This is a genomic window from Faecalispora sporosphaeroides DSM 1294, assembly GCA_000383295.1.
GTDB classification, from domain to species: domain Bacteria; phylum Bacillota; class Clostridia; order Oscillospirales; family Acutalibacteraceae; genus Faecalispora; species Faecalispora sporosphaeroides.
Window position 1 is genome coordinate 27,221 of record KB911074.1, and the last position, 26,146, is coordinate 53,366.

A 26,146-nucleotide genomic window follows, 5' to 3' on the forward strand; every position below is an offset into this window, starting at 1 on the left:
ACGCTGCAATGTTACTATTATAGTAGAGAAATTCCTTTCTGTCTAGAATTTTTATGCAAATATGAACCCGGCATGTGTGTTTTTTCTGCTCTTACATCCAAATCTCCCTCCAATCGACTGCTCCGCCGCCAAGGCCCGTCTCTCTTTTTTTGCCCGCTCCGTGATTCTGAAAGAGAAAAATGAACGGGAATCTGGAACTTCCCGGGAAGAAAATTTCAATTGCCACAGAATGCTGTTTTATTATCCACCCACATGCCGCAGGCGAAAGCAAAGCATTTGGCGGCCGCAAGAGCATAGAAGCCCCTTCTGACGGTATCGGCGGCTGAAATTTACATTTTCGTCAGCCTGTTCTCAGCCTGTTCCATGACTGATGGTATTTATGATATAATAACCTCACGCCGCAAACCAAAGCAAAGCTTCGGGCGGCTGAGAGAGCATGGAATCATTCAGTCCGAAGAAAAACAAAAATCTGGCGGACCGCTTTGAAAAAAGCCGGAAACAAGATGACATAGTGAAAGTACGATTTCTTTCAAAACAGCGTTTCTCCGACCTGAACCGGAAAACAAACACCGTTGATTGTTTCCCCACTCCACAACTGCCTTGTGCGGAAAGGAACCTGACTATGCGCCAATGGAACATTGGAATTCTAGGCACCGGCGGCATCGCTGAAAAAATGGCCCTGACCCTGAGCCGTATGCCGGAGGTCCGCCTGCTCGCAGCGGCGGCGCGGGACGAGGAACGGGCCCGCGCCTTTGCGCAGCGGCACGGCGCGCCGAGGGGCTACGGCTCTTACCTTGCTCTGGCCGAGGACCCGGATATCGACCTGATCTACATCGCCACTCCGAACAATTGTCACCGGGAACACGCTCTGCTTTGTCTGGAACACGGGAAGCACGTGCTGTGCGAAAAGCCCTTCACCGTCAACGAGGCCGAAGCCGCCGAGGTGTTCGCCAGGGCGGCGGAGAAAAAGCGCCTCGTCACCGAGGCGCTCTGGACGCGGTACATGCCGCTTTCCTTGCAGCTTGGCGAATTGCTCCGGGACGGCGCCATCGGCGAGCCGTTTTTAATGCAGGCCAGCATGAGCGCGCTGGCTCCCCTCCCCCGGCTGAAAGACCCCGCCCTCGGCGGCGGCGCGCTGCTCGACATCGGCGTATACCTTCTCACGATCGACGCGCTGGTATTCGGCACCGAGGTGGAACACGTTTCGACCAGCGTCATCCGCTCTGCCGACGGGGTCGACATTCAAAACTGCCTGTCGCTGATTCACCCCGGGCAGAAGCTCGCGGTACTCAGCGGCACCATGCTGGCCGTCAGCGACCGCAGAGCATATGTATACGGCAGCAAGGGCTTTCTGACCGTCGACAACCTGAACAACCCCGAGCAGATCGAGGTGTTTGACGAAAAGCGCCGCTCTGCTTCCATTTATCGCCGCCCCGAGCAGATCAGCGGCATGGAATATGAGGTGCGCTCATGCCTGAGTGCCATAGGGCACGGGCAGATGGAGTGCCCTGAAATGCCCCACGCGGAAACGCTCCGCGTTCTGCGCCTGATGGACTCCATCCGGGCCGACTGGGGAATTCGCTACCCCTGTGAGCGGTAAAGCCGATCCGCACCGTATTTTTTCATGCTGTTTTCCACTTTTTTCTTGACATCCCGCTGATGTGAGCGGTATAATAGCCGTATTCTAAATGCAAGTGAATTTCATTTGCGATTGATTTTAGCAGGAGGTACCTCATGAAAAGAAGGATGCTTGGGTTCGTAAGCGCAGCGCTTTGCGCAGCGCTGCTGGCCGGTTGTACCGGCGGAACGGGCTCTGTAAGCTCTGCGGTTGAAAGCGCACCCGGTGCGGAGGAAGGTCAAAAGCTTTCGGTCTACACCAGCTTTTACACCATGCAGGATTTCGCCGAAAAAATCGGCGGAGATAAAGTGACAGTGACAAATCTGGTTCCCCCGGGGACGGAGCCGCACGACTGGGAACCCCAGCCCAACGACATTGTCGGGCTGGAAAACGCGAATGTTTTTATTTATAACGGCGCAGGAATGGAGCACTGGGTCAGCAGTGTGCTGGATTCCCTGCAGAACGACAGGCTTGTTGCGGTAGAGGCTTCCTCCGGGATCTCTCTGCTCGAGGGGGCAGGCGAGCATGAGAATGGGGACAGCCACGCCGGCGAGAGCGCCGAAGAGGAGAAATCTTCCACCGATCCGCACGTGTGGCTCAGCCCGCTGAACGCAAAGAAAGAGATGGAGAACATCAAAAACGCGTTCGCGCAGGCCGACCCCGCCAACAAGGAAACCTACGAGGCGAATTACAGCAAATATGCGGCACAGGCCGATGCGCTGGACAGCAAGTTCCGCAAAATGACAGGCGGACTGAAAAGCAAGGAGCTGATCGTCGCGCACCAGGCCTTCGGCTACCTTTGCAGGGAGTACGGCCTGAATCAGGTTGCGATCGAGGGGCTCTCCGCCGATTCCGAGCCGGATGCCGCCAGAATGGCGGAAATCATCCGCTTCGCCAAAGAGCACAAGATCACCACCATATTCTTTGAAGAGCTGGTAAACCCGAAGGTGGCGGAAACCATCGCGAAAGCGACCGGCGCCAAAACCGCCGTGCTGGACCCCGTGGAGGGGCTCAGCGATGAAAACAAGGCCATGGGGCTGGAATATTTCTCGATTATGGAGAAAAACCTCGAAGCCATCCGCGAGGCGAACGGCGGCTGATTTACCGCCTGACCCGGCAGGAAGCCAACAGAAAAGAGCGAACAGAATGGAATCAATTCTTGAAGTCAATCATCTCAGCTTTGCCTACGGCTCGCAGCCAATTCTATCCGACGTCAGCTTTTCCTTGAAGCGCGGCGATTTCGCGGCGATCATCGGCGTAAACGGCGCGGGCAAGAGCACGCTGATGAAGCTGCTGTTAGCCGAGCTTTCTCCCCAGCAAGGGGAAATCAAGCTGTTCGGGCGGGAAATTTCACACTTCCGCGACTGGCCGAAGATCGGTTATGTGCCGCAGAACGGCGCGGCGGCCAGCGAGAATTTTCCCGCCACCGCGGAGGAAATTGTGCGCGCGAACCTGTATTCTCAAACCGGGTTTCTGCGCCTTGGCGGAAAGCGCCAGCGCGAGCAGGCCCGCCGGGCGCTGGAATCGGTGAATATGCTGCCGTACGCCAAACGGATGCTCAGCGAGCTTTCGGGCGGGCAGCAGCAGCGGGTGATGCTGGCCAGAGTGCTGGCGGCAAGCCCGCGGATGATGCTTTTGGATGAGCCGACCACCGGGGTAGACGCCCAGAGCGTGCAGTCGCTGTATGAGCTGCTGGGGCGCCTGAACCGCGAAACCGGCCTGACCATCATCATGATCACGCACGACATTGCCGGAGCGATGGATACCGTCAGCCGCGTTCTGTGCCTGGAGGACGGCTCTTTGGTCGAGCTGAATCACGCTCAGCTGCTGGACGAGATGAAGCATCGGCACAAGCACCCCATTTCCCCGAAGAAACCCGATCGAACGTACTCTGTTTAAGCGACAATTTTCCTCTTCTTCCCGCTCCGGCCGGACCTTATCCAGCCGGAGCGGGCATCCTGCGTTTTGCGACTTTCCCATTGAAAGGAATGGTTTTGGTGTCCATTTTGGACTATGAGTTTATGCGGCGGGCCTTTCTGGTCGGCATCCTGCTGGCGGCCACTGTCCCCTGCATCGGCATTGTTGTGGTGCTAAAGCGCCTTTCGATGATGGGCGACGCGCTGTCCCACACCAGCCTTGCGGGTGTCGCCGCCGGTCTGGTGCTGGGGATCAACCCGATTCTGGGCGCGGTTGCGGCGTGCATCGCCGCCGCGCTGAGCATTGAGGCCATCCGCAAAAAAATCCCCAAATACTCCGAGCTCTCCATCGCCATCATCCTGTCCGCCGGGGTCGGGCTGGCCGGTGTTTTATCGAGCTTTGTCAAGAGCGCCGCGAACTTCAACAGCTTTCTGTTCGGCAGCATCGTCGCCATCAGCGACTTTGAGCTGATCCTCGTCTGCTGCATCAGCGCGGCGGTGCTGGTGTGCTTTGTGGTGCTGTACCGGGAGCTGTTTTTGATCACTCTGGATGAGCGCACCGCCCGGCTGGCCGGCGTTCCGGTAAAAACCGTCAACTTTATTTTCACGATCCTGACCGCCGTTACCGTCTCGGTGGCGGCCCGCACCGTCGGCGCGCTGATCATCTCTTCCCTGATGGTGATCCCCGTCACCTGCGCAATGCAGATCGCCAGAAGCTACCGGCAGACGGTGCTTTGGTCGATCGTATTCGCGCTTTTGTTCACCGTTTCGGGCCTGTTTCTGTCGTACTATGCCCGGCTGCGGCCCGGCGCGACGATCGTTCTGATCGGCGTTGTCGTGCTGGTGGTCATTCTGCTCGCAAAAAGTCTGTTTGGAGCCAGGGGGCGCGCCGGCGCGTGACCCCACATAAGGAGAATCCAATGAAAACTGACATCTACATCATTTCCGGCTTTTTGGGCGCCGGAAAAACCACACTGATCGACCGTTTGCTGCGGGAGAGATTCGACCCGCGGGAAACCGTGGTGATTGAAAACGACTTTGGCGAGGTCAGCCTCGACACCTCGCTGATCCGCTCCGGCGGCTTTGCCGTGAAGGAGCTGAGCGCCGGGTGCATCTGCTGCAGTTTGAGCGGTGATTTTCAGGCGGCGATTCTGGAGGTGCTGCGGGAATTTTCCCCAAAGCAGATTCTCATTGAGCCCTCCGGCGTGGGGAAGCTTTCGGACATTGAAAGCGCCTGCCGCTCCCCAAAAATTGCGGATACGGCGCGGATACGGCGCAGGATCACCGTGGCGGACGTTGTGCGCTGCCGCATGTACTTAGACAATTTCGGGGAATTTTACGAGGATCAGATTCAGCACGCGGACGCGATTCTGCTCAGCCGCACCGAACAGAACCCCGATCAGGTCGAACGCGCCAAAACGCTTTTGACCGCTATGGCCCCCAAGGCGCAGCTTTTCGCCCAAGCCTGGGAATCCCTCGATCTCTCCGCTCTGCTGGGCGGCTCCGCCGCACCCGCGGCGGATTGCCACGAAGAGTGCTGCCGCCACAGGCATCCCCACGACGGGGAATGCGGCCACGACCATTCGGCCCAAGAGGCGTTTGATACCGTTACCCTTTCTCTCTCCCGCACGGTCACCCGGCAGGAGCTGGAGGCGGCGTTCCGGGCCGCCGAAGCAGACAGACCGGGCAGTATCCTGCGTGCCAAGGGCGTTGTCAGCACACCGAAGGGCCCTGCCATGGTACAGTACCTGCCCGGCGAACTGAATCTGACCCCGTGCAATTTGCAGCCCGGTTCCCTGTGCCTGATCGGCAGCGGCCTGCGCGAACAGGAGCTCAAAAGGATTTTCGGGAAGGAGTGATCGCGTGGCAATACCCGTTTATGTACTCACGGGCTTTCTGGAGTCCGGCAAAACGACCTTACTGAACCATCTGTTCCAGCAGGAACCCAAAATGCGCCGCCTGATCGTTCAGTTTGAGTCGGGGGTGGAGGAGATCTCGAACAAAACCGGCTGCGACGTGATGATCGTGCCCAAGCGCGTGCTGGAGGACTCCCCGGAAAAGGCCGCCATGAGCATCGGCCATTACGTAGCGGAAACCCCACCGGAGGAAATCTGGGTGGAATGGAACGGCGTAACGCCGCTTACGGAGCTGTACGCGCTGTTTTCGCATCCGGAGCTTTCCGGCTGCCGGATTCAACGAATGGTCCATCTGGCGGACGCGCAAACACTCGACCAGTTGTTGGGCCGAACCGGCTCCGCTTTGCCCGAACAGATTGCCGCGTGCGATTTTGCGGTGCTGCGGGGCGCTTTTACAGATGCCGAATTCCGCAAGGCGCGGCGGCTCCTGCGCGAGATAAACCCCGGTGTGCGCGTTGTGGACGACGAGTCCCGTGAAGAAATTCTGGCGCGGGCTACCCGCAGGAAAACAAACCCCGCCGCGGTGTTTGCCACATCGATTCTCGCCTTTGCAACGCTGTATCTTGTCGCGGAGGCGGCGTTTCATCTGTCGCAGACCCGTGTGAACACGGTGATCAACATCTTTCTCGGCATCATGCTGCAGGCCATCCCCTTTTTGCTGATCGGCGTGCTGATCTCCTCGGCGATTCAGGTGCTGATCCCACAGCGGGCCATTGAGCGGCTCTTCCCCAAAAATCTGGCGGGCGGAATGCTGGTCGCAATTCTGGCGGGCTTCTGCCTGCCGGTATGCGACTGCGCTTCCATCCCGATCTTCCGCAGTCTGGTGCGAAAGGGCGTACCGCTGCCCGCAGCAGTCACCTTTATGACCGCCACCCCGGTGATCAACCCCGTGGTGATGCTCTCAACCTATGCGGCCTTTAACGGAAACCTTTCGGTCATGCTGGGCCGGGTGGGCATGGGGATTCTCTCGGCGGTGCTGATCGGCTGCTGGTTCGCGCTGCGCCCCGGCAGGCTGCCCGCCCTTTCCGCCGGATACGACCGCATCATGTGTTCGTGCGGCTGCTACGGAGGGGCCGGGGACGCCTCCACCCCGGGAGAAAAGCTTTCGCTTTTGCTGCGGCATTCGCAGGCCGAGTTCTTCAGCGTGGCAAAGTACCTGACCGTGGGCGCGTTTCTCGCCGCGGTTTTCCAGGTGACGATGACGAATTCTCTGCTGCTGCAAACCCCTACGGATTTTGCCCTCTCTCTGCTGCTGATGATGGCGCTGGCGTTTTTGCTGTCGCTGTGCTCCTCCTCCGACGCCGTTGTCGCGAAGAGCTTTGCGTCCCGCTTCCCGCTGGCGCCGGTGATGGGCTTTCTCGTATTCGGCCCGATGATGGATATCAAGAACGTTCTGATGCTGTCCGGCGGATTTTCCCGCCGTTTCGTGGCAAAGCTGCTGTTTGTCTGCTTTGCCGTCTGCTTTGTGGTCGTGTACACCACCGCACGCTTTTTTGTAGGAGGCTGATTGGCTATGGAAAAAAGAACACCCAGCCCGCAGGCCCTGCTGGAGGCCGCCTGCTGCTTATCCTTTGCCGCCATGATTCTCTACCTGGCAGTCACCGGCGGCTACTTGCAGTATGTCACGCCCAAAACGCTGCCGTACCTGTACTTTACCGTTGGAGTGATGGCGATATGGGGCATATTCGGCCTGCTGCGCCGCACCCGCTCCGTACAAAGAATGCGCACGGCGCATTGCCTGACCCTCGCCATTCCGATTCTGCTCCTGCTGCTTCCGCACAGCGCGGTGACATCCTCTTCGCTTTCCTCCGGCTACGTGGGGGCGACCAATCCCGGAACCACCACCCAGCAGGCACAGCAGCTTCCAAGCCAGTCTGAGCCCGCCTACGGCTCCTTGACGGGGCTGGACGAAGCGAACAAAACCATCACGGTGAGCGACAGCGAATTTTACCTGTGGATTTCCGCCCTGTACGAGAATCCACAGAAATACGACGGCTATCACATTCGCATGACCGGTTATGTCTTCCGCGATTCCACGCAGATGAAGGACAACGAATTTGTTCCGGCCCGACTGATGATGACCTGCTGTGTCGCAGATTTGACGCCGGTAGGCCTGCTGTGCCAATACGACAAAACCGGCGAGCTGAAAGCCGACAGCTGGGTCACGGCGGAGGGCACCCTCCACTATGAGGATTACCAGGGCTCGCCGGAGCCGCAGATCACCGTTACCGCAATTACGCCGGCGAAAGAGGTCGTGGGGTATTTGTACCCCGTGTAAGCGGCGGGCGAACCGGTTTGATGGTTATTGCACAAATAAAAAGGGGCTGTCGCAAAACTTTGGTTTTGCGACAGCCCCTTTTTTTGATCGGGATAAATTGTATTTTGAGGGAATGGTTCAGCCAACAATGATTCGGGCCTCCGGCATTACACAGCCCGGCTTGCCCACATGGCGGGCAGAAACGGAAAGCCCGAACGACACCAGCCCGACACGGCCGATGAACATCGCCACGGAAAGCGCGATCAGAGAGGGGTCGTCCAAAAGCGGCGTCAGGCTGGGACTGATCCCGATGGTACTGCACGCCGCAACGGCCTCCTGCAAGGCGACCATCGCGCCGACATGCTTTTCGGAATTGCACAGAAGCACCACGCCGGCCGTAACCAGCACCGTCACCACGTTCCCGATAAAAATCGTCAGCGCGCGGTACACCGCCGTGTGGCTGATCAAATGGCGGCAGACGACCGTTTTCTCGCGCCCGCGCAGCACACTGATCACCGTAGCGCCAAGCACAACCAGAGTGGTGGTACGAATACCGCCGCCGGTGGAGCAGGGCGCGGTTCCGATAAAGCTCAGCACCAGCGAGATCAGCGTGGTCACGTCCCGCTGCTGTGTCACATCCACCGCCGTAAAGCCGGCGGTGCGCACGGTGTTCGACTGAAACCACGCGGTAATGATCTTATCTCCCCAGTTCATGCCGCGCAGTGTGTTGTCATATTCCAAAGACAAAAAGGCCAGCATGCCAAAGGCGAGCAGAACCAGCTCGCTGATAAGAACCACCGCGGAGTGAAAGCTCAGCGGCGAGGGCTTTTGCCCCCTGACGCGGCGATAGATTTTGTTGTAGTACACATCGTTGATCACCACAAAGCCGAGGCCACCCACTAGCATGAGCAAATAGGTCGGAATCATCACAAGAGGGTCGCCCGCGTACGGCACAAGACTGCCGTACGGCTTCAGAAACCCCATGATATCAAACCCGGCGTTGCAGTAGGCCGAAACGGCATGAAATATCGAGAGCCAAATTCCGTAAGGCCCGAACTGCGGCACAAAGCGCAGGGCCATCAAAAGAACGCCCGCGCCCTCCGCCACAAACGTGACGGTGAGAATCATGCGCAGCAGCTGGGAAATATTCAGGTTTTCTCCCTGCAGGTTTTCACGCGCGGCAAGAGAAAGCTCGCGCAGCCCCAGCTTCTGCCGGAACAGAAGCGTAAAGCCCGTGGTAAGGGTGATAATTCCGAGGCCGCCAAGCTGAATCAGCAGCAAGATCACCACCTGGCCGAACGCACTCCAGTGCACCCAGGTATCAAACTTGCTCAGGCCCGTAACGCACACCGCAGACACGGAAGTGAACAGGGCATCCGGCAGACGCGTGCCCTGCCCGCTACGGGAACAAATGGGCAGCGCTAACACCAGCCCGCCGATCAAAATCAGGATCAAAAAGCTGATCACTACAAAGCGAACCGGCGGAGTGGTTCTCATTTTTTTGCTTAGAACTGTGCCAAGGCCCATGGATTCCCTTACTCCCTCAAAGATTCAATCAGTATCCCGTCTGGCCAAACAGCTTTTGCGCCGTTCCGGATTTTTCAAGGATCGCCGCCAGTGGCAGCCCCAGTACCGCAAGCACGACCAGCTCGCCCGCGCCAACGGAGACCCCCGCCGCGAAAAACCCGGCTATCGTAAAGCCGGACGGCAAAAAGAAGGCCAGCTCCGCACCGATAACCAGCGCATTGCACACAATGGGCGGCAAAGCGGACAAAACCGGAAGGCCGTGCAGGCGGAAGCGGCGCAGCTGATAAGAAACGACCGCTGCCAGCAAGGTGGCGCCGGTGCCACACACAATGTCCACCACGCCGTACGGGCTGCCCAGATTTGAAAGCAGGCACCCGATCGCAAGGCCGGGAATCGCCGCCGGCGTGAATGCCGGCAGAATCGTGAGCGCTTCGGACAGCCGGAACTGAACCGGCCCGTAGGCAAGCCCCATGGCCGACGACAGGAACGTCAGCACCACGTAAAGGGCGGCGGTCATAGCGCCCTGCACTAAAAATGCGGTGCGCCGGGATACAGATGTTTTCATTTTTCATTCCTCCGTAGTTTTATTTTAAGTCAGGATCTTGCGACTGACTATGCCCTTTGGGCACGGAATATAGAATACTCCTTTTCTTCAAAAAATGCAATTCACTTTTCCCATTTTTATACTCGGCTAACAGCGCTTTAAAATTGCTGCAAAATGTGCAGCGCCGAAAACCGCAGAGCGGCCGTCGCCGCAAATAAAAAAGCAGGCGCGTGTTATACCGGCCGAAATCCGCCGGTAAAAGTCTCCGCGGGCACACGGCAGTACGGCGAGCGAATTGGGTAGGAGCCCCTTTCGGGCTGCGATGCTTCGGGGACTCAGGCGGTACGGCCCCTTCAGTGAATCCGCTCGCCGAGAATATGGAGCAGCTTCTTCTGGCTTTTATTTTCGCACACCGCCACCACCTGGTCGCCCGCGTGGAGCACCGAGCGGCCATTGGGGATGATCATCTGCCCGCCGCGCATCACGGAAATGATCAGCGTATTTTCCGGCAGAGAAACGTCCATCAGGCGCACGCCGTGCAAAGAGGTATCGGGCGGCAGCACCATGCTGCAAATGCCCGCGCGGCCCTTATTCAGGGTAGCCAGCAGATGCATTTCGGCCAGGTCGACCTCCTGCTCGATCATATTGGTGATGATCTCTGTGCTGGACACGGCAATATCCGGCCCCATGGTGCGCAAAACCTCCAGATTGCGGGGATTGTTCGCGCGCACAATCACCTTTTTGGCGCCAAACTCCATTTTGGCGAGCTGGGCCGCCACCAGATTATCCTGGTCGCTGCCGGTCACCGCGATAAACGCGTCGGCATCCTTTGTGGAGGCATTTTCCAGAATGGAGAGCTCGGTGCCGTCGCCGCAGGTCACCTCAACGCCCAGATCATTCGCGATCTTGACGCACTTGGCGTATTCCTTTTCGATCAGGTGCACCTGATATTTGCGGTCGAGCATATTGCGGGCCACGTTGTATCCCAGCTTGCCGCCCCCCATGATGACTATCTTCATTGTATTTCTCCCTTTATACCGGTCTTTCCTTTCGTGTATCGAACCAATCCCCCGCAGTGCCGGGGGAAAGAACTCCGTTTCGCTTTAAAGCATCGATTCCGTATCAGTCGCTGACATGCGCCTGCATCAGCTTTTCGCCCGCGCGCAGCAGAATATCGTTGCGGTGGTCGTACAGTTCGGATTCAAAGTTGGAATGAATCACGCCGAACGGCACCCAGCCGTCTTCCATCGGAATGGCGGAAATGCTTTTTCCAACATACTGTTCGTCCACTTCTTTCACGCGGAAGGTGACCGAAGCCGTTTCAAACGTCATCTGCACCGGCTCCCAGGGCGAGGTGAGCACCGTGTTCATGGCGTCCGCCGCAAGATTGGTCGGGCAGACGGTGCGCAGCCCAAACCGGTGGAACACGCTTTCCCGCCGGGGGTCTGAAATCCGGGCCACCACGTTTTCTACCCCAAAAAAATTCTTGACGATCTGCGCGACCGTTATATTCAGATTGTCGTCCGGGGTGACGACCGCAACCGCGTCGCAGTTTTCGACCCCAGCCGCCTGCAGCACACTCTGATCCATGGGCATGCCTGTCACCTTGACGCCGCTGAAGGTTTCGGACAGGCGCAGCAGGTTTTCCTCCTGCCCGTCCACCACGGCTACGTCGTGGCCCTCCCGGTCAAGCTGTTCGGCCAGCGCGGAGCCAAGGCGCCCGCAGCCCACCACCAAAATATTCAATGACTTTCCCTCCGGTTCTTTGAATGACCAAAACAAATAACCGCCCCGAGGCAGCCCGCAAAACCGCGCGGCGCCCGGGGCTTTCCGCCTGATAACAGCACCATCATATCATCTTTGCCGTGTTCTGTCCAGCGTCTGTTCCGTTTTGTTTTTTTTGCGGATAAGACGGGGCATTCCCGACGCGGAATAATTGCATTTTTCCCTTTCTTATTGTAATATATATGGTATGATTTGGTCTAAGTTTGGCGAACACAGAAGAAGCGGAGGTCTTTTTTCATGCAAGAAGAAAACCAGGCGGGTCTGCCGGCCACGGATACCGGAGAGAAAATCCCGCCGGAAAACTATGTGTTTGCGCTGGATATCGGCACCCGCAGCGTGATCGGCATTGTGGGGCTGCCCCGGGGCGAGCGGCTTGAGGTTTGCGCCGTGGAAATTGCGGAGCACGAAAAGCGCGCGATGATTGACGGGCAGATTGAAGACATTGAGCAGGTGAGCCGCGTGGCCGGGCTGGTCAAAAACCGGCTGGAGGCTCGGGTGGGGTACCCGTTGAAACGGGTCTGCGTGGCGGCGGCCGGCCGCGCCCTGCGCACCTGCGAGGTGCATTTTGAGCTGGAGCTGCAAAGCCCGCAGGTAATCACCCCCGAAATCCTGTGCCGGCTCGAGGCGGGGGCGGTGCAGCAGGCGGAGCAGGAGTTTTCGCCCTCTTTGGAGGAGGACAGCCGCTCCGTGTTTTATCTGGTGGGGTATTCCGTGTCGCGCTACCTGCTGGACAACTACCCCCTGGCAAGCCTGCTCGACCACCGCGGCCAGCAGCTCGCGGCGGACGTGATCGCCACGTTCCTGCCGCGCGAGGTGGTGGACAGCCTGTACTCCGCCATGCAGAAGTGCGGTCTTGAGGTTGCTAGCCTGACGCTGGAGCCGATCGCCGCCATGAACGCGGCGATTCCGCAGAGCCTTCGTCTTTTAAACCTCGCTCTGGTCGACATTGGCGCGGGTACCTCGGATATTGCCGTGTCAAAGGACGGCGGCGTGGTGGGCTACACCATGGCCACCATCGCGGGAGACGAGGTTACCGAAGCTCTGATGCGCGAATACCTGGTGGATTTCCCCACAGCGGAGAAAATCAAGATGAAGCTGGGGCAGGAGGAGGACGTTTCGTTTCAGGACATTCTGGGGTTGGAGCAGCAGATTTCGGCGGCGGAGCTGAAAGAAAAGATTACTCCCGTACTGCGGCGCCTGGCGGAAGAAATCAGCGGGCAGATTCTGAAAGCGAACGGCGCAGCGCCCAGCGCCGTGTTTCTGGTGGGCGGCGGCAGCAAGCTGCCGGGGCTGTGCGCCTGTGTGGCGGAGCTTTTGGAGCTCCCCCCTACCCGCGTCGCGCTGGGCGGGCGAAATTTTTCCACTTACCTGACCAAGGCCGACCCGTCGCTGACTACCCCCGAATTCGCTACGCCGCTGGGAATCGCCGTTTCCTCCGCGCTGAACCTGATCAGCGACAGCTTTACGATTCTGCTCAACGGCGCGAGGGCCAAGCTGTTCCGCAGCAACAGCCTTTCGGTGCTGGATGTTCTGCTCATGAACGGCTGGCGGCACGACCAGATGATGGGGCGCTCCGGCAAAAGCCTGGTATTCGAGCTCGACGGAGAAAACAAAGTGATCTACGGGGGACACCCCACACTGGCCAAAATTCAGCTCAACGGAAGGGATGCGTCTCTCTCCGACACAGTGCGGGCGGGCGATTCCATTCTTTTTGAGCCGGCGCAGAACGGCAGGGACGCCGCGCTGACGCTGGGCGATGTGATCGACCTGCACTCCCCCGGAACGGTTTTTCTGGGCGGCCAAGAGGTTGCCCTCGGCCTGCGCGCCGTGATCAACGGCCAGCCCGGCACGCCGGAGCAGGCCATCCACGCCCGCGACCGGGTGCGCACCCGGCCCGTCAGCACGCTGGAGCAGCTGTTATCCTTTGCCGGTGTGCCGGAGGGAACGCCTTTTCTGGTGAACGGCGACGCGGTTCCCCCGCACACGCTGCTGCGGCCCGGCGACCGGGTGGAGCCCGTGAACTGGGAGAAATCCGAAGCGCCGTTCCCGGAAAAAGGAAAAGCTCCGCACGAGGATCTGCGGGCCGCTCCTGCCGAACCGGCGCAGCCGAAGGCAGCCGCCATGCAGCCGGATCTTTCGGATCTGCTCGCGCAGGAGGCGGCGGGCCTTGCACGGGAAGAAGGCCCGAAACCACAGACACCGGGCACCGCCGTGCTGTTCCCGGAGCCGCAGAGCGGCCTTTTTGCCGCACAGGCTGCGGAACAAGCCTCTGCCACGCAGCAGGAACAGGCACCTCAGCTCCCTACGCCGCCCGTCTTTGTGATTTTAAATGGGCGAGCCGTCCGGCTGGATGGGAAAACGGATCGTTCCCCCTACTGCCTGATTGATACGCTGAATCTGGTGGATGTCGACCTCACCACGCCGCAGGGAGCGATCGTCCTGCGCGTCAATGGGCACGAAGCCAGCTACCTGGAGCCGCTCAAGGACGGAGACGAGGTGGAAATCTACTGGGACGGCCAAATCAGGAAGCCCTGAACTCGTTGCTTCCCGCCGCATGCTGCTGCGGCGGGAATTTTTGCGTCGATTTTTTTGATTCTCCCATACACCAGACACAGGAGCGCCCCATACCTTTTAAAGAAGCTCTCATTTTTCGCGTTTCGGCACACCTATCGTTTTTCTCTATGAGCTCTTATGATTTTTTATATTTCACTAAAAGCACTCTTCTATTGTAGTCCCCGGCGAATTCCGCTATAATAACCTCACGCCGCAAGCCGAAGCGGAGTTTTGGGCGACTGAGAGAGCATTGAATCATCCGCTTAGCGGTCTCGGAAACAAGCCAGATTCAGAACGTTTGTATCTGATTGGATGATATAATCACCTCACGCCGCAAGCCGAAACGGAGCTTTCTTATTGAACAGTTCAGGCAGTTTTTGGGGACTGCATCGTTATTTATCTTTAATCTGAATCAAATGCCAAAGGCCATGCAGAACGGCCAAAAGGAGCGAAATTCATGGATGACTTACTGCTGCAAATAATCGTTGTGTGCACCTGCACGTTTCTGGGGGGATTTGTTGATTCCATCTCCGGCGGCGGCGGGCTGATCACACTGCCCGCATATCTGGCCATCGGCCTGTCCCCTCACCTCGCGATGGGAACAAACAAACTTTCTTCCACCGCCGGCACACTCGTGGCGACCCTCCGTTACCTGCGGGGCGGAAAAATCCACCTGCGCACGGCGGGGATTGCGGGCGCAATGGCGCTGGTCGGCGCGGCGCTGGGGGCGCGGCTGAACATGGTGCTAAACGAAGAATATCTGCGCTACCTGCTGCTTGGCGTTCTGCCTGTCATCGCCTTTATTACCTTGAAAAAGAAGAAAAATCGGGGAGAAGCAGACGAACACGCTTTTCTCAAGCCGTCGCTGCTGACGGTGCTTTCTTTGGGCATCGGCTTTGTCATCGGCACCTACGACGGATTTTTCGGCCCCGGCACCGGCACGTTCCTGATCTTTCTGTTCACCGGACTCACCCGCTTTGATTCCACCACAGCCTCCGGGAACGCGAAGGTGGTCAACCTGATGTCCAACATTTCTTCGCTGCTCACCTTTGCGCTGGCCGGCAAGGTCATGTTTGTTCTGGGCCTGCCGGGCGCGGTGTTCGGTATTCTGGGCAACTACATCGGCTCCGGATTGGCTCTGCGCTACAACACAAAGGTCATTCGGCCCATGCTGATCGTTTCTTTGATTCTTCTGTTCTGCAAGGTGGCATACGACATTGTTCTGCCTGCATAATTCGACAAAGTAAGATTAATTGTATCCATACAGTTTAATTTTCTGCAAAATATACTAATTGTATGGTCCAAGATGTCTTTTTAAGACTTTACAGAGCTCGCAAAACATACGCTACTGCCGGATGGCGAAAGAAAGCAGTGCAAGTTGCGTCTTTTCTGAAAATACAGCCGCAGATTTCTCTGCTTTTCGTCCTTTCTCCGCAAAACCGGGTAATCTATTTACCGATTGGATCATTATTTAGTCAATATACATATTGTATTCTACTTCTTTCATAACCGGCAAATTCCGTCCTTCTATCTTTCTGTTTTCCTGTTGTGCTTGTATTCTTCGGACAATTTCGACCGAATACAGGCAGAATCCCGTTCCCAAAAGCAGGTGTTTTTTACGCTTCCCGTGCCGGAGCCACTCCGGTATGGTTCGTTGAATTTCGGTATAAGCTTTCAAAAAAGCAGTGAAATTTATTACAGGAGGGAAAAACATGTCAAAAAAATACCATTTGTATCAGGTTGATGCCTTCACCGAACAGCAGTTTCGGGGGAATCCCGCCGGTGTAGTGCTGGGCGCGGATGGTCTGACAGAGATTCAAATGCAGGAGATTGCAAGGGAACTGAACAATTCGGAAACAGCCTTCGTTTTTTCTTCCGATTCCCCGGAGTATGACGTAGAGGTGCGCTTTTTCACACCGGTACGCGAGGTGCCCATGTGCGGCCACGCCACGGTGGCGGCCCACTATGTGCGCGCGCTGGAGCAGAACCTGCCCTCCGGCAGAATCATGCAGAAAATCGGCGCGGGAATCCTGCCCGTGGATATTGTGCGGGAGAACGATTCCATCCGCATTACGATGACACAAGGGCTTTTCCGCCTGGGGCACCCGTTTGACGAGGCGCAAAAGCAGGAGCTTTGTACCGCGCTGCGCCTTTCGCCCGACCAGCTGCGCGAGGGCTGGCCGATTCAGGAGGTTTCTACCGGGTTCGGCAAAATCATGGTTCCGATTCTGAGCGAGGAGGTTCTCGACAATCTGGAGCCGGATTGGGACGCGCTCTGCCGCCTGAGCGAAAAAATAGGCTGCAACGGCTACTATGTATTCGCACCGGCCCCGCAAAATGCCGACTACCTGTTCTGCGGCAGAATGTTCGCACCCATCAGCGGCGTGCGCGAGGATCCCGTTACAGGCAACGCGAACGGGCCGCTGGGCGGGTACCTGGCCCACTACGGGTTTCTGCAGCCGGTGGACGGGCGGCTGCGCTTTTCCGCTTTGCAGGGCAAGGCGATGGACCGCGCCGGAATCATTGCGGTAGAGGTCGGCCTGCAAAACAAAGAACCGGTGGAAATCCGGATTTCGGGAAGCGCCGTGATCGTGTTCCGCGCACAGCTCGAGCTGTAATGAGCAATCCTCAAGAGGGAATCTGCCGCCGGCAGATTCCCTCTTTTGCTGATCCGATAGATTTTAGAAGCCGAAACCGGCAGAAAGCGGAAAAACAGGCCGTTTCCCACTGAAAAGCATTTCCGCTTTACAGCGAAAAGGCATTTGACTTTGCTCCCCTCGCCGGGATTTTGCGATTCGGCCCGGCAAAAATGCCGCGGCGCTTTCCCGAGAAAAGGGATTCCCTTTACAGCAAAAAAACTCCCTGCTTGAGCAAAAGAGCATACTCCTCTTGAAAGCAGGGTAAAAAAATGCCTTCGGAACCAGCCGAAGGCGTTTTCATCAATAGTATCAATCGTATTTATTGCGGTAGTATTTATCATTGAGCAGCCGCTTTTTCTTCGTCGGAAACGGATGGCGGCGATAGCGCTTGCGGCCCGGCCCACCCGGAGGCGGCCTGCGAAGAGTGCTGAGCAATACGATCACGACGATCAGAATTCCAAGGCCGATCAATGCCCAGGAGAGAACGCCCCACCAGTTCATGGTTTTCGGCGTTTGTACCTCCACGCCCGAGCCGATCAAATTCTCCACCTCGCTGACTGAGCCGACCGGCGGCAGAGAAATGCCGGAAGAGGGAACCTCCGAAACGCCCCAGAACTCCCCCGCCTCGCTGCTGGAGATTTCAGAAGAAGAGGCCCGCGACGGCGGCACAACCTTTTTCTTTGTCGGTTTGGAGGAAGCGCTGCGGGACGACGACGCCTTGGAGGACACCGGAGTGGAAGACGAGCTCGCCGGTTTGCTTGCGGCGGAAGACGATACCTGCGGCGGCGCGCTGCTGACCGGCGCCGAAGAGCTTTGCTGCCCCGGCGTGCTGACCGGCGCGGAGGCCGTGTCGCCCGGGTTTGTTTGAGACTGGCCCTGCACGGCCGGTTCGGCCGAGGTTGCCAGAACCGGTGTGCAAATGAGGGAAAAGCCCAGTACCAGTGTCAGCATAGACACCATTACCCGTTTTCTTCTGAACATGTGCGATTCCTCCATCGATTATTCCTGCACTGGTTCCACATTTCAAAGCCTGCTGTCTTTCTCACACAAACAAGTATAACAAAAAACGTCGTAAAAAGCAATCTTTGAACCTATTTGTAAGCTTTTTGTAACGGAATCTGCTCCAGGAGCTTTCGGCCTTCCTCCACAGCCGTTACCGCCACGTTTTCCGCGTTCTGAACCCACTGGTCCAACGCGGTAATATCCCATTCTCCGCCCGCTCCCATAATATGGATGCTCAGGCTGGTTTTTTCCTCGCTCACCAATATCCGAATCAGCGGCTGGCTCTGCCCAAAGCCGACCCGCGCGCTCTGGTAATCCACGGTGATCATTCCGCACACCAGCATGATCAGGCAGAGTGTTGTAAAAAACGACGCCCAAAAGCAGCGCCTTTCTTTCACGTCCTTCACGATTGCGTCTCCTTTTGCTTTGAAATATCACTTGAAAAGGCACCCTTTCTCCCCCGCCCAGCACGAGGAAGAAAGGACCGGCCATACACGAAAACAAAGGGTTACTTCAGCGCCAAAAGCGTTTTTGCAAGGGCCGCGCCGAACAGCTCGCCGGAATAAACCGCTTCGTCCAGCGTGTTGACCTCGGTGCCGACTTCGACCAGCAAAGACCCTTTCGTCATATTCAGATTGTATTGGCGCGGGCAGAAATTGAGGGGGCGCGCCAACCCGGGGTACAAATCCGACAGCTGCTTCTGAATCCGCACGCCCAGGCGGAGGTTATACTCCCAGTTCGGGAACCCGAGGGTGCCGTCGTCGTCACAGCCCGATAAAATCATGATCTGCGCCGCCTTCTTCCCGTTGATCACCGCCGTGGGCTTATACCGCGTTCCGTTCGAGGCCGTCATGGAATCGCGGTGAATATCTAAAGTGACCTGAATGCCGGGGTACTGCTTCAAGTACTTTGCCATGGTCTGCTTCGAGCGGTTATAGGAGCCGTTGTACGCCGGGGAATCGTGAATGGTCGTGTCGTGCACCACGCCGATTCCCACCGCCTTGAGCTGCGCCGCGATCGCGTTGCCCACCATCACCACGCTGCGGGTGGTGTCTGTGCTTCTGCTTTCGGAACCGGCCGGAACCGAAGCGGCCTCCTGCAACAGATAGGCCTCCGTCGTGTGCGTGTGGTAAATCAGCACCTGCGGCTTGCTGTCTGCTTGTATTTTGACCGCAGGTGGCTTTTCCAATTCCGCTTTGATGTCAATTTTGTGATTTTGATTGGTATTTTTTACAAAGATATTCTGATACTGCACGCCGGAGTTTTGAATTGCCAGCTCCTGAATCGGCGCGCCGGAGCCGCTGGCCGCAGGCGCCTGGCTTGGTGCCGGCGGGGCCTGCGAGCTGCCTGCCTGCGCCGAAGAGGAAGAAGGAGTGCTTTGAACCTCCGCCGGGTCGCGCACCGCTTTGGAGGATTCCTCCGGCTGGTTGTGCTCCGTTTCGGGATTTTCATCGATGTCCTCTTCCGTAAGGCCTGTACGCAAAAGCTCCGCCGCTCCGTCGGGCATAATAAATCCGGCGGCGGCCAGCGCCGCTGCTTCCCTTTGGGCCAGCACCTGCGGCCCAAGGCGCGCGGCAAAACAGGCGACGGAAACAACGGCGACCGCCAAAGCCGCCGCGCTGCGCAGCGGCGAGTTTCCGCCTCTCTTTTTGTTTTTATAATTGATAATTTTCATATGCTTCTCCCCAAACAGACTGCTACCTATTGGTATGCGTCAACGCTTGGGGATATACCTTCCGCTTACGGTGCGGTCAGCATGGTCAGATCCTCTACAGAAAGGCTGGGATTCAGCGCGCGGTTGATTCCCATGGCCAGCATTTGGGCCGCTCTGGATACCAGCAGATCGATCTCTCTGGGCGTGACCACCATGCGCGCGCCGCGCGGCGCCAGGCGCTCCTCGCTCCGCTCCGTGCGGGTGCGGTCGCCCCCAAACAAATCGAGCGCCAGCGTCTCCACATCCACCACGGTAGGAACGCCGATGCCGATCACCGGCACGCCCATCGTGTGCTGGTCGATGCGCGGGCGCAGGTTGCCCACTCCCTCGCCGGGGGAAATGCCGGTGTCGCTCAGCTGCACGGTGCAGCCAAGCCTGGCCAGGCTGCGCGCGGCCAGAGCGTCGATCACCACAACGGCGCACGGGTTCAGCTGCCTGCAAATACCCTGCAAAAACTCCACCGTTTCAAGGCCGGTGTCGCCCAGAACGCCGGGAGTGATCACCGCCGCGCCGCGCAGGCCGGTCAGCCCCGTCACCCGCGCAAGCTCGCCCTTGATATGTCGTGTGGCAAGCACCCGTGCCGTCGTTTGCGGGCCGAGCGCGTCCGGCGTAATCTGCCGGTTGCCGAGCCCCGCCACCAGCACAAGTCCCTCCTGCGGCAGCAGCGCCGCAATTTCCTTTCGCAAAAGCTCCTGGCACTCGTCCTCCAGATCTACTGTGTCTGAAATCGGGGGCATTTCGAGCGTGACATAATTCCCCATTTCTTTATTGAGCTGCTTTGCTCCCTCCGGCCCCTCTACGCGGATGCGCGTGATTTTGCAGCTGCCGTGCTGTTCCTCGGTCTGCGAAATATCGGGGAACGGATGCGTAATCGTTTCGGTGGCTTCAATCGCCAAATCCGTGCGAAAAATCATTGCATTTTCTCCTCTCTTGTGATATACTTACTGAGTTATTAAGGCCTTGCGAAAAGGTAGAAAAAATTCTTGCATTTTTTCTTTTTTTGTGCTAAGATTTTTGTTATATGACAGATGCGACAAAGGAGGTGTGACTATGCCGAATATTAAATCAGCCAAGAAGCGCGTTAAGGTAATCGCTACCAAAACTCTTCAGAACAAAGCGATCAATTCTGCTTTGAAAACAGAGATTAAGAAGGCCAACCTTGCTCTTGAGGCTCAGGCTGAGGACAAGGCGGAGGCTGTTCGTATTGCGATAAAGAAGATTGACCAAGCTGCTGCTAAGGGAATCCTTCACAAAAAAACCGCCGCCAGAAGGAAGTCTGCCCTTGCCCGCAAGCTGAACACAACCAGTGCGTCCTGATCCGGTTGTTTTCAAAATCTTTGTATTGAAAAGCAGAGCGTTGTGCTCTGCTTTTTTTACTTTTGCAATACCGCTTGGTTGCAGCTTTTCGCGTTCGTCCGCTTCCCTTGGCGCCTGAATTCTTTCCAGACGGTGAAAAAGGGTTGATTCATTTCACCTGCGGCGGGGATGAGCGTGGTATTTTTTACTTTTTCATCACAAACCGCATGTGAATTGACTTTTGCATCATTTTTGGGTATCATAAAGACAAACAGATGAATGGAATGAACACTGGGAAGCTTAATTTGTTTTTGGAGGCGTTTTGTAATGAGGAAAAACAATACGTTGGCACTGATCCTTGGAATTGTTTCCGCTGCCGTTGCGGTAGCCGCTATCGTCACGACCACGCTTCTGTTCCTTGAAAAGAAGAAAAAGGATGAAGAAGAGCTGGAGCATTATTTGGATTACTCCATCCAGTAAGTGAAAGCAAAAAAACCGGGCAGGGTAACAGGAGCTTTTGTTCCCGTTCCTGCCCGTTTTGTTTTGTTACGACTTATCACCCGGCTTTGCAATGAGCGCCGCAAGGTAGCCGAAGAATACCGCCGCCGCGATCCCCGCCGCGCTGGAGGTAACGCCGCCCATCAGCGCGCCGAGCAGGCCATGCTCGCGCACCGCTTCTTGCGTCCCCTTGGCCATGGTGTAGCCAAAGCCGGACAGCGGCACCGTGGCCCCGGCTCCGGCAAACTGCACCAGCGGCTCATACAGGCCGACCGCCGTTAAAACGACGCCGAGCGTGACAAACATCACCAAAATCCGGGCAGGGGTCAGCTTTGTTCTGTCGATCAGTATCTGACCGACCACGCAGATCAGACCGCCTACCACAAAAGCCTTGATATATTCCATGGATTCAGATCCTTTCCGTTTTTTCAAGGTCTATTGTTTCCGCCTCGCCCTGCAATTATGTATCGCAGAGCGGACGAACCGGCGCTCTGCCCAAACCGGCGGTTTTGCCGCCCGTTCTGCGCGGAGCAGCCGGCGCGTTTCTCCCGCGGTATTCTGGCACAGCAACATTCACCGTAAGGAGTGATTCCACTGAAAAAAATGATTTTCTTTGACATAGACGGAACCCTGCTCGCCTCCGGCAAAGAGGGGTATTTTGTGCCGGACGGCACGCTGCAGGCCATCCGCCTGGCAAGGCAAAACGGGCATGGAGTGGCCATCTGCTCCGGCCGTCAGGAGCCGTTCATCCAAAAGATGTTCGGGGACTTTTTTACAAGCTACATTGCGATGAACGGTACGCACGTAGTATATGAGGGGAAAACCATTCTGCAAAAATTCTTTTCCCCCGAGCGTGTGCTCGAAATCATGGAACATTTTGATTCGTTCGGCGTTTCCTATAACTTTGTCGGCATGCGCCACGGCTGGGGCCGCAATTTAACCCCTGAAATGACCGCACTTTTGAACCGGGTTTACAATCTGGGGGATTACATCGTCACCAACTGGGAACCGGAGCAGGTGCAGGCCGGCGCGGTAGACTGCATCTTTGCCGACCGGGGCCACTACGAGAGATGCCGCCCTGCGTTCACCGGTTCGATGGTGCTGAATCTGCACCCGGGCGGCCACTCGGGCGATTTGTCCTTCCCGAATCAGGACAAGGCCGAGGCCATCCGCTTTTTCTGCCGGCACGCCGGAATCGACCTGAAAGACACCGTGGCCTTCGGCGACGGAACGAACGACGTGACCATGCTGAAAGCCGTGGGGGTGGGCGTGGCCATGGAAAACGGCGTGCCCGAAGCCAAAGCTGCCGCGGATTATGTCACGGATTCCATGCTCTGCGGCGGAATTGAAAAGGGCCTGCGGCATTTGGGCCTGATCTGACCAGGAACGCGCTGCGCGAATCAAACGATTTTGCGGCCGCGCGGCTTTTGAGATGCCCGGGGAAGGAACACGCTTTCAAAGCAAACGCATCACAACAGGCGATGAGACGGGTGCGCCGTCTGCGCCGAGGGGGAAACAATATGCCAACCGCACTTTTGCTTGTGTTTGAAGTCGTCGGCACGGTGGCTTTCGCGATTTCGGGTGCTATTATCGCTATGCAGCACAAGCTGGATTATTTCGGAATTTTTCTGCTGGCCGTCACCACTTCCATCGGCGGCGGCGTTTTGCGAGACGTCATTCTGGGGGTGTCTCCCCCCGTGGGACTGGTGAACCCCATGTATCTGATCGTCGCGTCGATCACCACGTTCCTTCTGCTGGCGCTTGGCCGCTTCCGCCGGTTTGTGAACGGCGGAAGCCCCGTCTACACGTGGAGCTACTATATTTCCGACGCCCTGGGCCTTGGGGTGTTCACCGTAATCGGTGTGGACGCCGCGATTTCCGCCGGGTATGAAAAGCAAGGCTTTCTGTGCATCTTTGTCGCCATGCTCACCGGCGTGGGCGGCGGCATGATCCGCGACATTCTGGTACAGCGGATTCCCGTGATTCTGCGGCGCGAAATTTACGCTCTGGCCTCTGTGGCGGGCGCGCTGCTGTATTACCTGGCCCGCATGTACATTCCGCATTCCATTGCCGTGCTGCTCAGCGTAGTCCTCACCGTGAGCATCCGGATGCTCAGCCTGTACTTCAATATACACGTTCCCTCCATTGCGTCACAGGAGGATCAGGAGAAACCGAACCCATCCGAATAACATAAAAAGCGCCCCGAACCGGTTCGTATTCCCGGTTCGGGGCGCTTTGTTCTGCAGGCTGTTATTTGCTTTGCAGGCGAACCTCAAGGCCGACACTGCCGATTTCGGTGTTGATCTTCGTGTTGGAATCCACCGGATAAGCGCATACGCTCTCTTCGCTTTCCACCACCTTGGGCGGCAAAATGTCGCAGACGACATTCCTTTCTGACAGGGCGATCATCGCCTTGCCGCTGATGATATTGGAGATCTCACCGATTGCGGAGGTGACAAAGTCGTCCACCTCACTCACTTCCATTCCGCCGGTCATGATGCGCACCATTTCGAGCATCGTTTCTTTCGGGAACGTGTACAGGATATCGCCCGTCAAATCGCCGATAACGCCGATGGAAATGGTCAGGTTGCCGCAGGCGTCCTCCCCGGGGGCAACGGCGCTCTCCGAGACCTTCTGCAGGTCGAGCATCAGCTCGAACACCTCGCGGGTTGCTTCAAAAAAGGAAAGGTGCAGTGTGTTATTCATGGGTCTCCTGCTCCTTTCTCCTGGCAAAATCCGCAATCTTCTGGTCCTCAGAGGCCACGTGGTTGATCAGCCAGGCCAGCAGGCGCCCCGCGAACTGCTGCATCAGCTGCTCCTGATTGCCGCTCTCCTCATATTGGCGGGAAACGCTCACCACATAGGCCACCATTTCCTGGTGCAGCTTTCTGTGCGACGGCAGCTCGGGATACCCCAGCTCGCGCTGCAGGTTTTCCTCATCGTGAAAATGCGTAACCACATAATCCTTCATAAAATCCAGGGTCCGGTTGACCTGTTCGGTCTTCTGCTCCCATGGAATGGGCTTTCTGACCGTCTCAACAAAATCGGTTACACGCCGAAACAGCTCCTGATGCTGCTCGTCGATCAGCGGAACCCCAAGCATATATTTTTCTTTCCAGAGCATGGTAACTCCCCTTTCACTCAACGCATTCGCGGTAATTCGACATTTTCCGCAGTATTCACCAGTATGATACCATATTATTCCTCCAAAAGGAATCCCCGCGCAGGACGCCCAAACAAGAAAAATGTTTTCGGCATTCCGGGCGGGGAAGAATTCATGCGGGAATTTTTTTCGACGCAGTCTGAGCGGCCAGATTGGGAACGATCTTCTGCGGGGGCTTCTGTTCCTCTTTTTTCTGCGCGGGCGCTTTCGCCGTGGGGTCCGGCAGAATCAGGGGCTTGTGCAAATCGCACGCATCGTTCCACTGCTGAACGGAAACAGAGGCCGCAGTCATGTACCATTTTTTCTGCGGCAGACGGTACGAAATCATCATGCGCAGCGTGTCGCCGTCCGCATACACGGTGCTGCGGTACAGCCACGTGTTATGCAGGATGACCGGGTTGTCGCTGGGGTAGAACGGCACGCCCTTTGTAAAGTGGATGCCATCGGTGGATTTGGACAAGAACAGCGCAAAGGAATACTCCTTCTGCCGAATGCCGGTCTGGAGCAAATAGTAGACGCTCTGGTAGTGAATGATATCCTGATGCCACGGCAGGTAGCCCTCCGGCAGCTCGATGGAGCATGGCTGCGGGTCGCTCCAGGCCGTCCCGTTGGCGCTTTCCGCGTGCATCAGCCGCTTTTGAGCCGTGGTGTACCAAAATTGATACCTGTTATCCTCATAGTTGACGGCAAGGCTGATCAGGCCCTTGTTCGATTTCTGCATCAGCTGCGGCACAGACCAATTCAGCCCGTCCTGACTGATGGTGCGGTAATAATAGTCCGTGCCGGAGTCCGTATGCCTCGTCTTTGGGTTGCCCTTATTGTAGCGGTACCACATCTCCATTTTATTTCCGCACATCACAAGGTGGGAATCGGAATAGTGCGCGCCGATCTTCACGTCGGAGGGTACCCCCGTAATCGGGTTTTTCAGGCCGACGGGCGTCACCCACGTTTTCCCGTCATTTGAGGTGACAATGCAGGGATTTTCAAAGTCGTCATTTCCAAAAGGGTACGGTGTGACGGACATCCAGTATTGATACCCGTTCCAGCGCTTGGGGAAATACAGAATTTTGGGATGCGTGACCTGATTGTATCCGTCATATGTAGGAACAGCGGCGAGACTGTAGATTTTTTGAAGATTCAGGAAGGACGAGCTGAAGCTCCCACGGTCTACCAGCGGCTTTTTTGCAGGCTTTGCGGCAAAGCGCCTTCCCGTGCCCTGATCGGCCGGCTTCACCGCAGTCTGCGGGGCCTCCTGCGCATTGGAAACCTCGGTGACTCCCACCGATTCTGGGTTCGGAGCACAGCCTGCCGTCATTGACACAAACGTGCAAAATGCGACAAGCGCTGTGGCCAAACAGCGGCGAATATTCGTCATATCTGAACACCATCTTTCCGGCAGCAGTAAATCAGATTGTGTAATATGACGATATATTACGGGAATCAAAGCGAAAAGTCAATGAGAATAACGGAACTGTAATCATTCTGGCAATTCGCGGGTTAAGGCATGGAAAACGATGGAGTTAACACATTTTATTCTGTAAAACAATTTGGTTTCTATGCCAATCAAAGCCTTTCAAAAGGTTTGATCCTTGCTAGATTTTTATTAAAAAAATATTTTTGCGATATTCGCGATAGAAATCTGCTTATTACAAAAATAAATGATAATTCATTTTATCCCGTTCTTTGCTGTTCCGATTTCTTATTTTGACCCAGGAAAC

At 56.8% G+C, this 26,146-nt stretch carries 28 protein-coding genes; 16 read left to right on the forward strand and 12 right to left on the reverse strand.

The features are described from left to right. Window positions 1–179 precede the first annotated feature (179 nt). From G340_RS18085 to G340_RS0113880, 8 genes are all read left to right on the forward strand, one after another. Window positions 180–326, forward strand: a complete 147-nt coding sequence (locus G340_RS18085; protein WP_154653226.1) for a hypothetical protein — start codon at window positions 180–182, stop codon at window positions 324–326. Between the two features lie 296 nt (window positions 327–622). Next, window positions 623–1,600 carry a Gfo/Idh/MocA family protein gene (locus tag G340_RS0113850; protein ID WP_020074249.1) on the forward strand — a complete coding sequence of 326 codons (978 nt, stop codon included), beginning with the start codon at window positions 623–625 and terminating at the stop codon, window positions 1,598–1,600. A 134-nt stretch (window positions 1,601–1,734) separates the two neighbouring features. Further along, complete coding sequence (locus G340_RS0113855; protein WP_020074250.1) at window positions 1,735–2,718, forward strand: metal ABC transporter substrate-binding protein; 984 nt, start codon at window positions 1,735–1,737, stop codon at window positions 2,716–2,718. A 46-nt stretch (window positions 2,719–2,764) separates the two neighbouring features. Continuing rightward, a complete protein-coding gene (locus G340_RS0113860) occupies window positions 2,765–3,517 on the forward strand; it encodes a metal ABC transporter ATP-binding protein (RefSeq protein WP_020074251.1) in 753 nt (250 codons plus the stop codon). Between the two features lie 89 nt (window positions 3,518–3,606). Beyond that, window positions 3,607–4,434, forward strand: coding sequence for a metal ABC transporter permease (locus G340_RS0113865; protein ID WP_033402314.1), 828 nt, complete (start codon window positions 3,607–3,609; stop codon window positions 4,432–4,434). Window positions 4,435–4,454: 20 nt separating this feature from the next. Then, window positions 4,455–5,393: a CobW family GTP-binding protein gene (locus G340_RS0113870; RefSeq protein WP_020074253.1), complete on the forward strand. Its 939-nt coding sequence runs from the start codon at window positions 4,455–4,457 to the stop codon at window positions 5,391–5,393. Window positions 5,394–5,397: 4 nt separating this feature from the next. Beyond that, complete coding sequence (locus tag G340_RS0113875; protein WP_020074254.1) at window positions 5,398–6,957, forward strand: permease; 1,560 nt, start codon at window positions 5,398–5,400, stop codon at window positions 6,955–6,957. 6 nt (window positions 6,958–6,963) lie between these two features. Beyond that, on the forward strand, window positions 6,964–7,728 hold the full coding sequence (locus G340_RS0113880; RefSeq protein ID WP_020074255.1) for a TIGR03943 family putative permease subunit: 765 nt from the start codon (window positions 6,964–6,966) through the stop codon (window positions 7,726–7,728). Between the two features lie 117 nt (window positions 7,729–7,845). Here G340_RS0113880 and G340_RS0113885 read toward each other — a convergent pair whose 3' ends face one another. The 4 genes from G340_RS0113885 to G340_RS0113900 form a co-directional block, all read right to left on the reverse strand. Then, window positions 7,846–9,234: a TrkH family potassium uptake protein gene (locus G340_RS0113885; RefSeq protein WP_020074256.1), complete on the reverse strand. Its 1,389-nt coding sequence runs from the start codon at window positions 9,232–9,234 to the stop codon at window positions 7,846–7,848. Between the two features lie 28 nt (window positions 9,235–9,262). After that, complete coding sequence (locus tag G340_RS0113890) at window positions 9,263–9,799, reverse strand: QueT transporter family protein (protein WP_020074257.1); 537 nt, start codon at window positions 9,797–9,799, stop codon at window positions 9,263–9,265. A gap of 332 nt (window positions 9,800–10,131) precedes the next feature. Then, window positions 10,132–10,797, reverse strand: coding sequence for a potassium channel family protein (locus tag G340_RS0113895; RefSeq protein ID WP_020074258.1), 666 nt, complete (start codon window positions 10,795–10,797; stop codon window positions 10,132–10,134). Between the two features lie 103 nt (window positions 10,798–10,900). Continuing rightward, the gene (locus G340_RS0113900) at window positions 10,901–11,524 is read right to left on the reverse strand and encodes a potassium channel family protein (protein ID WP_020074259.1); all 624 of its coding nucleotides are present in this window, start codon (window positions 11,522–11,524) and stop codon (window positions 10,901–10,903) included. Window positions 11,525–11,800: 276 nt separating this feature from the next. On the opposite strand from G340_RS0113900, the gene G340_RS0113905 reads away from it, so the two are divergent. From G340_RS0113905 to G340_RS0113920, 3 genes are all read left to right on the forward strand, one after another. After that, on the forward strand, window positions 11,801–14,098 hold the full coding sequence (locus tag G340_RS0113905; RefSeq protein WP_020074260.1) for a cell division FtsA domain-containing protein: 2,298 nt from the start codon (window positions 11,801–11,803) through the stop codon (window positions 14,096–14,098). Between the two features lie 475 nt (window positions 14,099–14,573). Then, window positions 14,574–15,350 (forward strand): sulfite exporter TauE/SafE family protein, encoded by a 777-nt coding sequence (locus G340_RS0113910; protein WP_020074261.1) that lies wholly within the window; start codon window positions 14,574–14,576, stop codon window positions 15,348–15,350. A 478-nt stretch (window positions 15,351–15,828) separates the two neighbouring features. Then, window positions 15,829–16,734 carry a PhzF family isomerase gene (locus G340_RS0113920; protein ID WP_020074263.1) on the forward strand — a complete coding sequence of 302 codons (906 nt, stop codon included), beginning with the start codon at window positions 15,829–15,831 and terminating at the stop codon, window positions 16,732–16,734. Between the two features lie 330 nt (window positions 16,735–17,064). Here G340_RS0113920 and G340_RS18090 read toward each other — a convergent pair whose 3' ends face one another. The 4 genes from G340_RS18090 to gpr all read right to left on the reverse strand — a co-directional run bounded on the left by G340_RS18090 (window position 17,065) and on the right by gpr (window position 20,385). Beyond that, window positions 17,065–17,736 (reverse strand): hypothetical protein, encoded by a 672-nt coding sequence (locus G340_RS18090; protein WP_033402311.1) that lies wholly within the window; start codon window positions 17,734–17,736, stop codon window positions 17,065–17,067. 110 nt (window positions 17,737–17,846) lie between these two features. Beyond that, window positions 17,847–18,164 (reverse strand): hypothetical protein, encoded by a 318-nt coding sequence (locus G340_RS0113935; RefSeq protein ID WP_020074266.1) that lies wholly within the window; start codon window positions 18,162–18,164, stop codon window positions 17,847–17,849. Between the two features lie 101 nt (window positions 18,165–18,265). Beyond that, window positions 18,266–19,432, reverse strand: coding sequence for a stage II sporulation protein P (spoIIP, locus tag G340_RS0113940; RefSeq protein ID WP_020074267.1), 1,167 nt, complete (start codon window positions 19,430–19,432; stop codon window positions 18,266–18,268). A 65-nt stretch (window positions 19,433–19,497) separates the two neighbouring features. Beyond that, on the reverse strand, window positions 19,498–20,385 hold the full coding sequence (gpr, locus tag G340_RS0113945; protein ID WP_020074268.1) for a GPR endopeptidase: 888 nt from the start codon (window positions 20,383–20,385) through the stop codon (window positions 19,498–19,500). Between the two features lie 136 nt (window positions 20,386–20,521). Here gpr and rpsT point away from each other — a divergent pair, with 136 nt between their 5' ends. Then, window positions 20,522–20,788 (forward strand): 30S ribosomal protein S20, encoded by a 267-nt coding sequence (rpsT, locus tag G340_RS0113950; RefSeq protein ID WP_020074269.1) that lies wholly within the window; start codon window positions 20,522–20,524, stop codon window positions 20,786–20,788. Window positions 20,789–21,094: 306 nt separating this feature from the next. Next, window positions 21,095–21,247 carry a hypothetical protein gene (locus G340_RS18280; protein WP_009060536.1) on the forward strand — a complete coding sequence of 51 codons (153 nt, stop codon included), beginning with the start codon at window positions 21,095–21,097 and terminating at the stop codon, window positions 21,245–21,247. 66 nt (window positions 21,248–21,313) lie between these two features. Here the strand turns inward: G340_RS18280 and spoVAE are convergent, their stop codons facing one another. Continuing rightward, entirely contained in the window at window positions 21,314–21,670 is a 357-nt protein-coding gene (gene spoVAE / locus G340_RS0113960) for a stage V sporulation protein AE (protein WP_020074270.1), read from the reverse strand. A 180-nt stretch (window positions 21,671–21,850) separates the two neighbouring features. Between spoVAE and G340_RS0113965 the strand changes: the two genes are divergently transcribed. Further along, the gene (locus tag G340_RS0113965; RefSeq protein ID WP_027104016.1) at window positions 21,851–22,645 is read left to right on the forward strand and encodes an HAD family hydrolase; all 795 of its coding nucleotides are present in this window, start codon (window positions 21,851–21,853) and stop codon (window positions 22,643–22,645) included. A gap of 140 nt (window positions 22,646–22,785) precedes the next feature. Next, complete coding sequence (locus G340_RS0113970; protein WP_020074272.1) at window positions 22,786–23,454, forward strand: trimeric intracellular cation channel family protein; 669 nt, start codon at window positions 22,786–22,788, stop codon at window positions 23,452–23,454. 61 nt (window positions 23,455–23,515) lie between these two features. Here G340_RS0113970 and G340_RS0113975 read toward each other — a convergent pair whose 3' ends face one another. From G340_RS0113975 to G340_RS0113985, 3 genes are all read right to left on the reverse strand, one after another. Beyond that, a complete protein-coding gene (locus G340_RS0113975) occupies window positions 23,516–23,971 on the reverse strand; it encodes a chemotaxis protein CheX (RefSeq protein WP_020074273.1) in 456 nt (151 codons plus the stop codon). Next, window positions 23,964–24,389 carry a bacteriohemerythrin gene (locus tag G340_RS0113980; protein WP_020074274.1) on the reverse strand — a complete coding sequence of 142 codons (426 nt, stop codon included), beginning with the start codon at window positions 24,387–24,389 and terminating at the stop codon, window positions 23,964–23,966. Before G340_RS0113980 ends, G340_RS0113975 begins: the two co-directional genes overlap by 8 nt. 151 nt (window positions 24,390–24,540) lie before the next feature. Continuing rightward, entirely contained in the window at window positions 24,541–25,803 is a 1,263-nt protein-coding gene (locus G340_RS0113985) for a hypothetical protein (RefSeq protein ID WP_020074275.1), read from the reverse strand. 129 nt (window positions 25,804–25,932) lie between these two features. Here G340_RS0113985 and G340_RS18095 point away from each other — a divergent pair, with 129 nt between their 5' ends. Next, window positions 25,933–26,136, forward strand: coding sequence for a hypothetical protein (locus tag G340_RS18095; protein WP_154653227.1), 204 nt, complete (start codon window positions 25,933–25,935; stop codon window positions 26,134–26,136). The last annotated feature ends 10 nt before the right edge of the window (window positions 26,137–26,146 follow it).

Bases quoted from the DNA above. Each gene is read 5' to 3' on its own strand.
- gpr (WP_020074268.1), bottom strand. From the start codon at position 20,385: ATGATTTTTCGCACGGATTTGGCGATTGAAGCCACCGAAACGATTACG.
- G340_RS0113980 (WP_020074274.1), bottom strand. From the start codon at position 24,389: ATGCTCTGGAAAGAAAAATATATGCTTGGGGTTCCGCTGATCGACGAG.
- spoVAE (WP_020074270.1), bottom strand. From the start codon at position 21,670: ATGGAATATATCAAGGCTTTTGTGGTAGGCGGTCTGATCTGCGTGGTC.
- G340_RS0113885 (WP_020074256.1), bottom strand. From the start codon at position 9,234: ATGGGCCTTGGCACAGTTCTAAGCAAAAAAATGAGAACCACTCCGCCG.
- G340_RS0113880 (WP_020074255.1), top strand. From the start codon at position 6,964: ATGGAAAAAAGAACACCCAGCCCGCAGGCCCTGCTGGAGGCCGCCTGC.
- G340_RS0113985 (WP_020074275.1), bottom strand. From the start codon at position 25,803: ATGACGAATATTCGCCGCTGTTTGGCCACAGCGCTTGTCGCATTTTGC.
- G340_RS18095 (WP_154653227.1), top strand. From the start codon at position 25,933: ATGGAAAACGATGGAGTTAACACATTTTATTCTGTAAAACAATTTGGT.
- G340_RS0113850 (WP_020074249.1), top strand. From the start codon at position 623: ATGCGCCAATGGAACATTGGAATTCTAGGCACCGGCGGCATCGCTGAA.
- G340_RS0113855 (WP_020074250.1), top strand. From the start codon at position 1,735: ATGAAAAGAAGGATGCTTGGGTTCGTAAGCGCAGCGCTTTGCGCAGCG.
- G340_RS0113905 (WP_020074260.1), top strand. From the start codon at position 11,801: ATGCAAGAAGAAAACCAGGCGGGTCTGCCGGCCACGGATACCGGAGAG.
- G340_RS0113890 (WP_020074257.1), bottom strand. From the start codon at position 9,799: ATGAAAACATCTGTATCCCGGCGCACCGCATTTTTAGTGCAGGGCGCT.
- G340_RS0113870 (WP_020074253.1), top strand. From the start codon at position 4,455: ATGAAAACTGACATCTACATCATTTCCGGCTTTTTGGGCGCCGGAAAA.
- G340_RS18090 (WP_033402311.1), bottom strand. From the start codon at position 17,736: ATGTTCAGAAGAAAACGGGTAATGGTGTCTATGCTGACACTGGTACTG.
- G340_RS0113920 (WP_020074263.1), top strand. From the start codon at position 15,829: ATGTCAAAAAAATACCATTTGTATCAGGTTGATGCCTTCACCGAACAG.
- G340_RS18085 (WP_154653226.1), top strand. From the start codon at position 180: ATGAACGGGAATCTGGAACTTCCCGGGAAGAAAATTTCAATTGCCACA.
- G340_RS18280 (WP_009060536.1), top strand. From the start codon at position 21,095: ATGAGGAAAAACAATACGTTGGCACTGATCCTTGGAATTGTTTCCGCT.
- G340_RS0113975 (WP_020074273.1), bottom strand. From the start codon at position 23,971: ATGAATAACACACTGCACCTTTCCTTTTTTGAAGCAACCCGCGAGGTG.
- G340_RS0113865 (WP_033402314.1), top strand. From the start codon at position 3,607: ATGGTTTTGGTGTCCATTTTGGACTATGAGTTTATGCGGCGGGCCTTT.
- G340_RS0113970 (WP_020074272.1), top strand. From the start codon at position 22,786: ATGCCAACCGCACTTTTGCTTGTGTTTGAAGTCGTCGGCACGGTGGCT.
- G340_RS0113910 (WP_020074261.1), top strand. From the start codon at position 14,574: ATGGATGACTTACTGCTGCAAATAATCGTTGTGTGCACCTGCACGTTT.
- spoIIP (WP_020074267.1), bottom strand. From the start codon at position 19,432: ATGAAAATTATCAATTATAAAAACAAAAAGAGAGGCGGAAACTCGCCG.
- G340_RS0113860 (WP_020074251.1), top strand. From the start codon at position 2,765: ATGGAATCAATTCTTGAAGTCAATCATCTCAGCTTTGCCTACGGCTCG.
- rpsT (WP_020074269.1), top strand. From the start codon at position 20,522: ATGCCGAATATTAAATCAGCCAAGAAGCGCGTTAAGGTAATCGCTACC.
- G340_RS0113895 (WP_020074258.1), bottom strand. From the start codon at position 10,797: ATGAAGATAGTCATCATGGGGGGCGGCAAGCTGGGATACAACGTGGCC.